Genomic DNA, 11138 nt, shown 5'->3' with positions numbered 1-11138 from the left:
GCCCGCGCACCGGCGCGGTTGGCGCGGCCGCCCGGGTGCCGCCGCCGGTGCCTTGTCACGACCCGCACCGTCGCCGGTCGCCTGCCGGCACCGCCACTGCCGCCGGCCGTTGGCCACCCACGGTCACCGGTGGCCCGGCACGGCCTGGCGCTGCCGCCGACCGTCCTGCCGGGGTGCCGCCGGCCCCACCCACCTCCCGTGCGACGCACGCCGCGCCCACCGGCCCAGGGCCGGGCCCGTCGGCACGCACCGCGCTCGCCGACGGGCCCGGCCGCCACCGTCCCGCACGTGGGCGGCGCCGCAGGCGACCGCGCCAGGCCCCTTCCGCGGGGATGCGGGCGAACCGGTCATTCAGCTAGCGCACACCCGGCCTCCGCCACACGGTCACGCCGAATCCAGCCGGCCACGGGAGAAGTAGGAGCGGGCCGCCGCAGCCGCGGTGCGTCCCCGCCGTACGGCCTCAGGAGACCGCCATGCCCGTGCCCCCTGCCCCCGTCGCCCCGGCCCCCGCGCCCGCCCCGGTCACCCGCCTGGTGCCCGCGCCCGCCGCCGTACCGTCCCCGGCCGCCCTGACCCTCGGCCCCGCAGCGGGCGCCGCAGCCCCGGAAGCGGACGGGTCACCCCGCTACCGGCTCTCCCTCGCCCGGGAGCAGGAGGACGTACGGGCCGCCCAGAGACTGCGCCACCAGGTGTTCGCCGCGGAGTTCGGCGCCCGCCTCGACGGGCCGGAACCCGGCCTCGAAGGCGACGCCTTCGACGCGTACTGCGACCACGTCCTCGTCCACGACGACAGCACCGGCGAGGTCGTGGGCACCTACCGGCTGCTGCCGCCCGACCGCGCACGCATAGCCGGCCGCCTCTACGCCGAGAGCGAGTTCGACCTCACCCGGCTCGCCCCCCTGCGCGACGACCTCGTCGAGGTGGGCCGGTCCTGCGTCCACCCCGCGCACCGCAACGGCGCCGTCATCTCCCTCATCTGGGCCGGCATCGCCCGCTACATGAGCCGCACCGGCCACACCTGGCTGGCCGGCTGCTGCTCCCTCCCGCTCGGCGACGGCGGCGCCCTCGCCGCCGCCACCTGGGACACCGTCAGGTCCAAGCACCTGGCACCCGAGGAGTACTGGGTCACCCCGCACCGGCTCTGGACCCCCGACGGCGCCCCCGCGGCCGAAGGCCCCACCCCGCTCCCGCCGCTGCTCCGCGGCTACCTGCGGCTCGGCGCCTGGGTGTGCGGCGCACCCGCCCACGACCCGGACTTCCGCGTCGCCGACCTGTACGTCCTGCTGTCCATGAGCCGCATCCACGCGCGGTACCTGCGGCACTTCCTCTCCCTCGCGTGACCGGCACCGCCGCCCCCGGCCCCTGGCTGCCCACCGCTCCCTGCACCCCGGAGGACTGCGCGGCGCCCCCGAGCGGCACCGGCACCCGCCCGCCCCTGGGCGCCGCGCTGCGGCTCGCCACCGGGACCGGCGCCGTCCTCGCGGGCGTGCTGCTCGCTCCGCTCGCCGCGGCCGCCGGGCGCACGGGCCGCCGGGCCCTCACCCGGCTGTGGTGCCGTGCCGTCCTCTCCGCGTACGGCGTCCGCGTCCGCGTCACCGGCGCGCCCCCGCCGCCCGGACCCGCGCTCGTCGTCGCCAACCACGTCTCCTGGCTCGACGTGCCGCTGGTCGCGGCCGTCCTGCCCGGCCGGATGGTCGCCAAGCAGGAGGTCCGGCACTGGCCCCTGCTCGGCCCGCTCGCCGCGCGCGGCGGCACCCTCTTCCTCGACCGGGAGCGGCTGCGGGCCCTGCCCGGCTTCGTCCGCGCCGCGGCCGCCGCCCTCGACGCCGGCTCCCGCGTCGTCGTCTTCCCCGAGGGCTCCACGTGGTGCGGCCGCGCCCAGGGCCGCTTCCGCCCGGCCGCCTTCCAGGCGGCGCTGGACGCGGCGGTCCCCGTGCAGCCCGTACGGATCACGTACCGGCCGCTGGGGCCCGCCGCGTTCGTCGGCGACGACACCCTGGCCGCCTCGCTGCGGCGGATCGCGGCGACCCGGGGCCTCACGGTCGAGCTGCGGCTGCTGCCGCCGGTTCCGCCCGGCCGCCGCCCCGACCGCCGCGCCCTGGCCCGGGCGGCCGAGGACGCCGTCCGCGGGCCGCGCCCGCCCGCTCAGACCGCCGTGGCCAGCGACACCCCGAACCACTCCTTCTCGTCCGTCCACCACCGGGACAGCGCGAGCCCCGCGGCGGCGAGTTCGGCCTCCACCCTCTCCTGACGGAACTTCGCGGACACCTCCGTCCGCAGGTCCTCGCCCGCCGCGAAGGGCACCGCGAGGCCCAGCTCGGGGATCTTCACGGTCAGCGCGTGCCGGGCCCGCAGCCGCATCTCGATCCACTCGTTGTCCGGGTCCCACACGGCGACGTGGTCGAAGTCGTCCGGGTCGACGTCCGCTCCCAGCTCGCGTTCCAGGACCGCCAGCACGTTCTTGTTGAAGGCCGCCGTCACCCCGGCCGCGTCGTCGTACGCCGCGACGAGCACCCCCTCGTCCTTCACCAGGTCGGTGCCCAGCAGCAGCGCGTCCCCGGGCTCCATCAGCGCCCGCACCGACCGCAGGAACGCGGCGCGCTGCGCGGGCAGCAGGTTGCCGAGCGTCCCGCCCAGGAACGCCACGAGGCGCGGCCCCGGCGTCCCTGGCAGGGCCAGGCCGCGGGTGAAGTCCGCGACCAGGGCGTGCACCCGCAGGTCGGGCAGTTCGGCGGTGAGCGCCTCGGCCGCCCCGGTCAGCGCGGACTCGCTCACGTCCACCGGGACGTAGCCTTCGAGCCCCGGCCGCAGCGCGTGCAGCAGCAGCCGTGCCTTCTCCGACGAACCGGAGCCCAGTTCCACCAGTGTGCGGGCGCCCGTCGCCTCCGCGATCTCCGCCGCGCGGGCCGTCAGGATGGCCCGCTCGGTGCGCGTCGGGTAGTACTCCGGAAGCCGGGTGATCTCCTCGAACAGCTCGCTGCCGCGCGCGTCGTAGAACCACTTGGGCGGCAGCTCCTTCGGCGTGCGGGTCAGGCCGTTGAGCACGTCGGCGCGCAGGTCGGCGCCGGCGGCGCCCTCGGGCAGGGTACGGGTCAGCAGGAAACGGCTCACGCGGGGGACTCCTCGAACGGTTCGTTCCGGTGGTTCGGTTCGGCCGGTCGACGCGGCCACTGCGCCGCGCCCGGCACGCGCAGGGCGCGGGCCCCGTCGGACGTGCGGGCGCCTTCCGGCTCCAGGGGGGTGAGGGTGACGCCGCGGGTGGTGGCCGCGACCAGGGTCCGGTCCGGGACCCGGCACCAGCGGGGGTCGTCGTCGTACGGCTCCGAGGCCACGACCGCCCGGTCGGCGCCGGCAGGCGCCAGGTACCACAGCGTGTCGCCCCAGGTCGTCGCGGCGATCGACGTGCCGTCCGTCAGCAGCAGGTTCAGCCGCGAACCCGGCGCCGCCGCCGCCACGTCGGTCACCACCGCGGACAGTGCGCCCGCCAGGGACTCACCGGACCGCAGCCGGTGCAGGATCAGGGCCCACACCAGGGCCGAGTCGTTGCGGGCCTCCAGGGACAGCAGCGCCGCCGGGGGCAGCGCGGCCGACAGTTCGCCGAGGGAGCCGGGCCAGCCCGCCACGGCCCCGTTGTGGCTGAACAGCCACGGACCGGCCGCCGTGTCACCCGCGCCGGACGCCGCGGCCGTGAACGGGGCCGCGGCGGCCTCGCCGTCGGCGCCGGGCACGGTCGCGTCCCGCACCGCGGCCAGGGCGGCGCGGGCCCGCACCACCCGGGCAAGGTCGGCGAACGACGGGTCGCCCCAGATCGGCCCCGCCCGCCGGTAGCGGGCCGGCACCGGGTCGCCCGGCGCGTACCAGCCGACGCCGAACCCGTCGGCGTTCACCGTGCCATACCGCTGCATGCGCGGCGCCCACGACTGCCGGTACAGCCCGTGCGGGGGCGCCAGCAGCAGCGCGCCGAGGGGCACCGGCGCCCCGGACACCCACGCGATGTGACGGCACATCAGACCGTCACCTCCGCGTCCCGCGCGGTGCGGAAACCGGCGAAGATCTGCCGCCGGACCGGGTAGTCCCAGTTCCGGAACGTGCCGCGGCACGCCACCGGGTCCACCGCGAACGCCCCGCCCCGCAGGACCTTGTACTCCGGTCCGAAGAACACCTCCGAGTACTCCCGGTAGGGGAAGGCCACGAACCCCGGGTACGGCAGGAAGTCGCTGGACGTCCACTCCCACACGTCCCCGATCAGCTGCCGCACCCCCAGCGGCGACGCGCCCGCCGGGTACGCGCCGGCGGGCGCGGGCCGCAGGTGCCGCTGCCCCAGGTTCGCGTGCTCGGGCCCCGGCGGGGCGTCGCCCCACGGGTGGCGCCGGGACCGCCCGGTGGCCGGGTCGTGGCGGGCGGCCTTCTCCCACTCGGCCTCCGTCGGCAGCCGCCGCCCGGCCCAGCGCGCGTAGGCGTCGGCCTCGTACCAGCTCACGTGCAGCACCGGCTCGTCGTCCGGGACCGGCTCGACGACGCCGAAGCGGCGGCGCAGCCACTGCCCGCCCTCGCGCCGCCAGAACAGCGGGGCGTGCAGCCCGTGCTCCCGCACGTGCGCCCACCCGGCGGGGTCCCACCAGCGGGGGTCGCGGTAGCCGCCGTCCTCGATGAAGCGGCGGTACGCCCCGCAGGTGACGGGCACCGTGTCGATGAAGAAGTCCGGTACGAGGCGGACGTGCGCGGGCCGTTCGTTGTCCAGCGCCCACGGCTCGTCGTCGTGGGAGACGCCCATCGTGAAGGGCCCGCCCGGCACCAGCACCTCGGCGGGCAGCCGGGCGGCGTCCTCCGGCGCGGACGGCGGGGCGGGCGCGGTGAGCGCGGCGGCACCCCGCCGCAGCTGGTGCGTGATCAGCATCGTCTCGTCGTGCTGCTGCTCGTGCTGGGCGACCATGCCGAACGCGAACGCCGCGGACAGCAGCGGGTCGCCCTCCAGCCGGGCGCCGCCGAGGAGGTCCAGGACCCGGCCGCGGACCTCCGCCGCGTACGTCCGCGCCTCCCGCGGTGCCAGCAGCGGCAGCGACGGCCGGGCGGCCCGCGGGTGCTCGAACGCGTCGTACAGCGGGTCGATGTCGGGCCGCAGCGCCTCCCGGCCGCCGACGGCCCGCAGCAGCCACAGCTCCTCCTGGTTGGCGATGTGCGCCAGGTCCCACACCAGCGGCGACATCAGCGGCGAGTGCTGCGCGGTGAGCTCCGCGTCGTCGACGCAGTCGGTCAGCAGCGTGGTGCGGGCCCGGGCGGCCGTCAGCACGTCGTACGCCTGCCGCCTGAGGGCCTCGGGGGATACGTGCAGGTCGGTCATGGACGGGGCTCCTTCCCGGGAACGGCGGAAACGGAGGAGACGGAGGCGGGCGGAGGCGCGGACACCGGGCGGGGCGGCGGATCGTCCGCCGGACAGCGGCCCCGCAGCACGTACCGGTCCTGGAAGGCGGCCACCGCGTCCCGCACCGCCGTGGGGGCGCCCGAGCGGTCCAGCGCCTCCAGGGCCAGCCCGAAGCACGCCGCCGCGGCCCGGTGCAGCACGGGCGCGGCGAGGCCGTCGCGGACGGCGGCCCGCCAGTGCGCGTCACGCGGGGCGGGCAGCGGCCCGGCCGTCTCGGCGAGCGGCGTGAGCAGCCGGAACACCGCGTCGGCGGCCTGCGGGTCGTCGAGGAGCGCGCTGACCACGGCGAGCGGCACGATCCAGCCGTCCTCCCCGGACTGGGCGTCGAGCATGCGCAGTTCGAGGTGGCTGCCCCGGGGCCGGACCGGCGGGAACAGCGTCGTCAGGTGGTAGTCGAGGTCCTCGCGGGTGGGCGCGCGCAGACCGGCGGGGGACTGCCGCAGCCACTGGCGGAACGTCAGCCCTTCCGGCACCGTCCACGGCCCTTCGGCGCTGCGCACGCACATGACCGGGGTGTCCAGCACGTGCGCCGCCCACGCGCCCCGGGGCTCGCGCCCGGCGGGCGGAGCCAGCCCCCGCAGCGGGTCGAGGGCCATCCACAGGGACTGCCGGCTGGACCGCAGACCGGTCGGACGACCGTGCAGCACGGGCGAGTTGGCGAACGACGCGACGAGGACGGGCCCCAGCATGTGGGCCAGCCGCCAGCGCCGTTCCACGCTCAGCGGGCCGGGCTCCGCGTACCCGGTGTCCAGGCACACCTGGACGGACGCCGAGTCCCGCATCATGGAGCGCCCCGCCGTGCCCCACCGGTCCAGGTACGCCTCCATGGCGTCGTAGCGGGGCTCGCGCAGGATCCGCTCCCGCTGTGCGAGCCACGGGTCCGTGCCGGAGCCGGTGAGGGCGAGTCCGCGCACGGCCAGCGCGGTGCGCACCGCGGCCAGGTCCGCGGAGACGGCCGAGACGCATTCGGTGAGGGAGGCCGCGGGCGGCGAGCTGAGCTCCAGCTGCCCGCCGGGTTCGAGGGTGAGCGAGGACTGCACACCCAGGGCGCGCAGCGCGGCGAACGCGGTCTGTAAGCGGTCGCGGGACACGGGGTGCAGGGGCCGGTGCAGGTCGTGGACGAACCACTCCAGCTCGACCCCGACGGAGCGCGGCGGGCCCGTCTTGAAGCAGATGCAGCGCAGCAGGTCCTCTGCTTCGTCCTCGGCGAGCGGCGGCCCGCCCTCCCAGGGACGGCTCGGTGTCATGGCGGCTTCCTCCTGTCGAAGGGGTGCGCCCTTCCAAGGCGCACCGTCCCACCTAAGCCACCGCCGCGCATCGGCACAAGAGCACCCGCGTGAACGGTGCGTGCCGCAAAATCCGTTGCCGAAGCGGCGCATGACCATGGACCATCGGGGTATGAGTGCACGATTGCGCGCGATCGCACGGGAGACCGAGCAGATCGTCGGTACGGGCCGTTACCGCACCCCAGGGGGCCGTGAGGTCGTCCTCGCGGACGCGGTCGCCCGTGCCCGCGCCGCCACGACCCTGCACGGCCCCGGCCCCGTCCCCGTGCCGCCCGCCGCCGGGGGGCCCTGCCGCGTGGAGGTGACCGGCGAGTCCAGCCTGGAGGCGGCGGGGCGCCTGGTCGCCGCGGACCCGGACGCACCGGTCGCGGTCCTGAACTTCGCTTCGGCGCGCAACCCCGGCGGGGGCTACCTGAACGGCGCCCAGGCCCAGGAAGAGGCGCTGTGCAGGGCCTCCGCCCTGCACACCACGCTGCTGTGTGCCCCGGACTACTACGCGCACCACCGGGCCGACCGCGACCCGTTCTACACCGACCGGGTGATCCACTCGCCCGGCGTACCGGTCTTCCGCGACGACCGGGGCGGGCTGCTGGAGCGCCCGTTCAGCGTCGGCTTCCTGACGTCGCCGGCGCCGAACGCGGGCGTCATCCGGCGCCGCACGCCCGAGGCGGCGCCGCGCATCCCGGGCGTGCTGGCGTCCCGGGCCGAGCGGGTCCTGGAGACCGCCGCGGCGCACGGCTACCGCCGGCTGGTGCTGGGGGCCTGGGGCTGCGGGGTGTTCATGAACGACCCGTCCCAGGTGGCGGGGGCCTTCCGGACGCTGCTCACCGGCGACGGCCGGTTCGCCCGCCACGTCGACGAGGCCGTCTTCGCGGTCCTGGACCGCACGCGCGAGCAGCGCGTCCTCGGCGCCTTCCGCACGGCCTTCGCCGCCACGGGCCGGCAGGTGTCCTGAGGCGGCACCGGCCGCGCCCTCGGGACGGCGCCGGCCGGAGCCGCCCGTTGCGCCGGAGGTCCGGCGGCCTCGCCGGGTCGCGGCCGCCGTCGAACGGGCGCGTCCGGGCGCCGCGTACCGCGCGGACGCCCCCCTCGCGAGGGGCGCCCCTCGCCGCCGCAAGGCAGGCGGCGTACGCGGCGCCGCGCGGGCCGGGGCCCCGTCGTGTCCCGGGCCGGCGCCCCGCGGACCGCGTGCGCGCCCTCCTGAGGTGCGCGCGGGCCCGTGCGTCCGTAGCGTCGCGCCATGAGCACCATGAGGGAGTTCCCGCAGCGCTTCGAGATCCTGATCGTGCCGCAGCACGCGGAGGGCCGCGACGCGGCCCACCTCGCCGAGGTGGCCATCCGTTCGGCCGTGGTGGAGGCCACCGGGGAGCTGGGGGTCTCGGGCTACCCGCACTTCGCCGGTGGCGGCATGGTGGCGGACATCGATCCGGAGACCCGGACGGTCGAGGCACTGCTGGTGGACGGTTTCGAACTGGACTACGGTTTGTCGGCGCGCGTGAGGGCGGCCGAGGACAGCGGAGGGCGTTGACACCCGGCACCGGAGCCCCGGAGACTCGGCCCCGACGCTGGTGAACGCTCGTTCACCGCCCATATGTGTGCAGATTGCACGTACCGTACGAGGCCGTGGGAGACCCGATGAGCATCCGCGACGTCTACATCGTCGACGCCGTCCGCACACCGATCGGCAAGTTCGGCGGAGCCCTGTCGTCCGTGCGCCCCGACGACCTCGCCGCCCACGTCGTACGGGCCCTGGTGGACCGCACGCCGGACCTCGACCCCGCGCGCGTCGACGACGTGTACCTCGGCGACGCCAACGGCGCGGGCGAGGACAACCGCGACGTGGCGCGGATGGCCGTCCTCCTGGCGGGCCTGCCCGTGACCGTGCCCGGCGTGACCGTCAACCGCCTGTGCGGCTCCGGCCTGGAAGCCGTCGTCCAGGCCGCCCGCGCCGTCGCCGTCGGCGACGCGTCCGTCGCCATCGCGGGAGGCGTGGAGTCCATGTCCCGCGCCCCGTGGGTCCTGGAGAAGCCGGAACGCGCCTTCCCCGCCGGACACGGACAGCTGTGGTCCACCACGCTCGGCTGGCGCATGACGAATCCGCGGATGCCCGCCGAATGGACGGTGTCCCTCGGCGAGGGCGCCGAACTGATCGCCGACAAGCACGCCCTCACCCGCGAGCAGCAGGACGCCTTCGCGCTCGCCAGCCACCGCAAGGCGGCCGCGGCCTGGGCGGAGGGCCTCTACGCCCCCGAGGTGGTCCCGTACGCGGGCGTGGACCTCGCCCGCGACGAATGCATCCGGGACACCACCTCCCTAGAGGCCCTGGCGAAGTTGAAGCCGGTGTTCCGCCGGGAGGGCGGCACGGTCACCGCGGGCAACGCCTCGCCGCTCAACGACGGCGCCGCCGCCCTGCTCCTCGTCGACGAGGACGGCCTGCGGGCCTGCGGACGCGAACCCCTCGCCCGCGTCCGCGCCTCCGCGGTCACCGGTGTCGAACCGCAGCTCTTCGGCCTCGGCCCGGTGGAAGCGGTGCAGCGGGCGCTGGCCAAGGCCGGCCGGGGCTTCGCCGACCTGACCACGCTCGAACTGAACGAGGCGTTCGCGGCCCAAGCGCTCGGCTGCCTCGCCGAGTGGCCCGACCTGGACCCCGCCGTCGTCAACCCGCGCGGCGGCGCCATCGCCATCGGCCACCCGCTGGGCGCCTCGGGCGCCCGCCTGGCCGGTTCCGTCGCCCACCAGCTGGCCGCCGCCGGCTCCGGCACGGGCGTGGCCGCCCTCTGCATCGGTGTCGGCCAGGGCATCGCCCTCGTCCTGGAACGCTGACCCGGGACCCGCGCCGGGCCCGCCCGTTCACGGCACCCGGGCCTGCCTGTCCTTCCCGCATCCGGGAGCCGGCTCCCGGATGCCCCGCCCGCTCGTTCCCCGCCCGGGTGCGCGCCCGGGCGGGCCCCGGCAGCCTCAGGCCTGGGCCTCCGCGATCGACTTCCGCACGGCGTCCATGTCCAGCGCCCGCGCCTGGCCGATGACGTCCTCAAGGACCGGCTCGGGCAGCGCCCCGGGCTGGGCGAACACCGCGACCTTGTCCCGCACGATCATCAGCGTCGGGATGGACTGGATCTCGAACGCCGCGGCCAGCTCCGGCTGCGCCTCCGTGTCGACCTTCCCGAAGACCAGGTCCGTGTGGCGGTCCGAAGCCTTCTCGTACACGGGAGCGAACCGGTGGCACGGACCGCACCACGACGCCCAGAAGTCGATCAGGACGAAGCCGTTGTCCGACACGACCTGGTCGAAGTTCTCCTTGGTGAGCTCGATCGTGCTCATGCCGCCTGCCTCTCCGCGCGTCCGATGGTGCCCCGCACAACGGCACCCGCCCCGTCCCTATTCCGGAGCAGCCTGCGCCTGCCCACCACTCGGCCGGATACACCCCGTGCACCCGCCGGACTGGCTAGTTTGGCCCCATGAGCAATCTCGACCGCCAGGCGGTTCCCTCCCTGTGCGGCGGCCGCGGCTTCGTCGTCGCGGAGCCCGTACGCGAACTCCTGAGCCCCCGACGCGTGACGCTCGGCGAGTCGACCGAGGTCCGCAGACTGCTGCCGAACCTCGGCCGCCGCATGGTCGGCGCCTGGGTGTTCGTCGACCACTACGGCCCCGACGACATCGCCTCCGAACCCGGCATGCAGGTCCCGCCGCACCCCCACACGGGCCTGCAGACCGTGAGCTGGCTCCACGAGGGGGAGGTCCTGCACCGCGACAGCACGGGCAGCGTCCAGACCATCCGCCCGTACGAACTCGGCCTCATGACCTCGGGCCGCGCGATCTCCCACTCCGAGCAGAGCCCCGACCCCCACCCCCGCTTCCTGCACGGCGCCCAGCTCTGGACCGCCCTCCCCGACACCCACCGCCACGTGGAACCGCACTTCGAGTTCCACGCCCACCTCCCGCAGGCCACCGCGCCCGGCCTCACCGCCACCGTCGTCCTCGGCACACTCGACGGCGCCACCTCCCCCGGCACCACCTACACCCCCCTCGTCGGCGCCGACGTCACCCTCGCCCACGGCACCGACACCCGCCTCCCCGTGGAACCCGACTTCGAGTACGCGGCCCTGGCCATGTCCGGCGAGACCCACGTCGACGGTGTCCCCCTGCTCCCCGGCTCCATGCTGTACCTCGGCTGCGGCCGCACCGAACTCCCCCTGCGCGCCGAGACCGACGCGTCCCTCATGCTCCTCGGCGGCGAACCCTTCGCGGAGGAGATCGTCATGTGGTGGAACTTCGTGGGCCGTACCGACGAGGAGATCCGCCAGGCCCGCGAGGACTGGATGACCTCCGACCGCTTCGGGGAGGTCAAGGGCTACGCAGGCGGACGCCTGGCCGCACCGGAGGTGCCGGCGACGCAGCTGAAGGCGCGGGGGAGGGTGCGCTGAGCCGGT

At 76.2% G+C, this 11138-nt stretch carries 11 protein-coding genes; 6 read left to right on the top strand and 5 right to left on the bottom strand.

The genetic code is table 11. From position 1 onward, the window contains the following. Window positions 1-473 precede the first annotated feature (473 nt). Entirely contained in the window at window positions 474-1340 is an 867-nt protein-coding gene (locus BJP40_RS28540) for a GNAT family N-acetyltransferase (protein ID WP_079171542.1), read from the top strand. Further along, window positions 1337-2251 carry a 1-acyl-sn-glycerol-3-phosphate acyltransferase gene (locus tag BJP40_RS32445; RefSeq protein WP_079171541.1) on the top strand — a complete coding sequence of 305 codons (915 nt, stop codon included), beginning with the start codon at window positions 1337-1339 and terminating at the stop codon, window positions 2249-2251. The genes BJP40_RS28540 and BJP40_RS32445 overlap by 4 nt, the downstream gene beginning before the upstream one ends. Here the strand turns inward: BJP40_RS32445 and egtD are convergent. From egtD to egtA, 4 genes are read right to left on the bottom strand one after another with little or no spacing between them, the layout of a single operon-like run. Next, complete coding sequence (gene egtD, locus BJP40_RS28535; protein WP_071283298.1) at window positions 2146-3111, bottom strand: L-histidine N(alpha)-methyltransferase; 966 nt, start codon at window positions 3109-3111, stop codon at window positions 2146-2148. The genes BJP40_RS32445 and egtD overlap by 106 nt on opposite strands. Beyond that, window positions 3108-4007 carry an ergothioneine biosynthesis protein EgtC gene (gene egtC / locus BJP40_RS28530; protein ID WP_079171540.1) on the bottom strand — a complete coding sequence of 300 codons (900 nt, stop codon included), beginning with the start codon at window positions 4005-4007 and terminating at the stop codon, window positions 3108-3110. The genes egtD and egtC overlap by 4 nt, the downstream gene beginning before the upstream one ends. Then, a complete protein-coding gene (gene egtB / locus BJP40_RS28525; protein ID WP_071283295.1) occupies window positions 4007-5341 on the bottom strand; it encodes an ergothioneine biosynthesis protein EgtB in 1335 nt (444 codons plus the stop codon). The genes egtC and egtB overlap by 1 nt, the downstream gene beginning before the upstream one ends. Continuing rightward, window positions 5338-6669 (bottom strand): ergothioneine biosynthesis glutamate--cysteine ligase EgtA, encoded by a 1332-nt coding sequence (egtA, locus tag BJP40_RS28520; protein WP_071283293.1) that lies wholly within the window; start codon window positions 6667-6669, stop codon window positions 5338-5340. The genes egtB and egtA overlap by 4 nt, the downstream gene beginning before the upstream one ends. A gap of 151 nt (window positions 6670-6820) precedes the next feature. Here egtA and BJP40_RS28515 point away from each other — a divergent pair, with 151 nt between their 5' ends. The 3 genes from BJP40_RS28515 (at window position 6821) to BJP40_RS28505 (ending at window position 9531) form a co-directional block, all read left to right on the top strand. Then, window positions 6821-7663 carry a TIGR02452 family protein gene (locus BJP40_RS28515; protein WP_071283291.1) on the top strand — a complete coding sequence of 281 codons (843 nt, stop codon included), beginning with the start codon at window positions 6821-6823 and terminating at the stop codon, window positions 7661-7663. Window positions 7664-7957: 294 nt separating this feature from the next. Beyond that, a complete protein-coding gene (locus BJP40_RS28510) occupies window positions 7958-8236 on the top strand; it encodes a hypothetical protein (RefSeq protein WP_071267155.1) in 279 nt (92 codons plus the stop codon). Between the two features lie 107 nt (window positions 8237-8343). Beyond that, window positions 8344-9531 (top strand): thiolase family protein, encoded by a 1188-nt coding sequence (locus BJP40_RS28505; RefSeq protein ID WP_071283289.1) that lies wholly within the window; start codon window positions 8344-8346, stop codon window positions 9529-9531. A gap of 135 nt (window positions 9532-9666) precedes the next feature. On the opposite strand, the gene BJP40_RS28500 is transcribed toward BJP40_RS28505, so the two are convergent. Continuing rightward, complete coding sequence (locus BJP40_RS28500) at window positions 9667-10029, bottom strand: co-chaperone YbbN (RefSeq protein WP_071267151.1); 363 nt, start codon at window positions 10027-10029, stop codon at window positions 9667-9669. Window positions 10030-10166: 137 nt separating this feature from the next. Here BJP40_RS28500 and BJP40_RS28495 point away from each other — a divergent pair, with 137 nt between their 5' ends. Beyond that, a complete protein-coding gene (locus BJP40_RS28495; RefSeq protein WP_071283287.1) occupies window positions 10167-11132 on the top strand; it encodes a pirin family protein in 966 nt (321 codons plus the stop codon). Window positions 11133-11138: the final 6 nt, after the last annotated feature.

Origin of the sequence: Streptomyces sp. CC53, from assembly GCF_001865245.1 — a bacterium.
GTDB lineage: Bacteria > Actinomycetota > Actinomycetes > Streptomycetales > Streptomycetaceae > Streptomyces.
Note: the sequence above shows the minus strand (reverse complement) of the source record. Positions and strands in the feature narration are given on the sequence as shown.

Coding starts and splice junctions, on each gene's coding strand:
- egtC (WP_079171540.1), bottom strand. CDS start 4,007: ATGTGCCGTCACATCGCGTGGGTGTCCGGGGCGCCGGTGCCCCTCGGC.
- BJP40_RS28515 (WP_071283291.1), top strand. CDS start 6,821: ATGAGTGCACGATTGCGCGCGATCGCACGGGAGACCGAGCAGATCGTC.
- egtA (WP_071283293.1), bottom strand. CDS start 6,669: ATGACACCGAGCCGTCCCTGGGAGGGCGGGCCGCCGCTCGCCGAGGAC.
- BJP40_RS28540 (WP_079171542.1), top strand. CDS start 474: ATGCCCGTGCCCCCTGCCCCCGTCGCCCCGGCCCCCGCGCCCGCCCCG.
- BJP40_RS28505 (WP_071283289.1), top strand. CDS start 8,344: ATGAGCATCCGCGACGTCTACATCGTCGACGCCGTCCGCACACCGATC.
- BJP40_RS28500 (WP_071267151.1), bottom strand. CDS start 10,029: ATGAGCACGATCGAGCTCACCAAGGAGAACTTCGACCAGGTCGTGTCG.
- egtB (WP_071283295.1), bottom strand. CDS start 5,341: ATGACCGACCTGCACGTATCCCCCGAGGCCCTCAGGCGGCAGGCGTAC.
- BJP40_RS28510 (WP_071267155.1), top strand. CDS start 7,958: ATGAGGGAGTTCCCGCAGCGCTTCGAGATCCTGATCGTGCCGCAGCAC.
- BJP40_RS28495 (WP_071283287.1), top strand. CDS start 10,167: ATGAGCAATCTCGACCGCCAGGCGGTTCCCTCCCTGTGCGGCGGCCGC.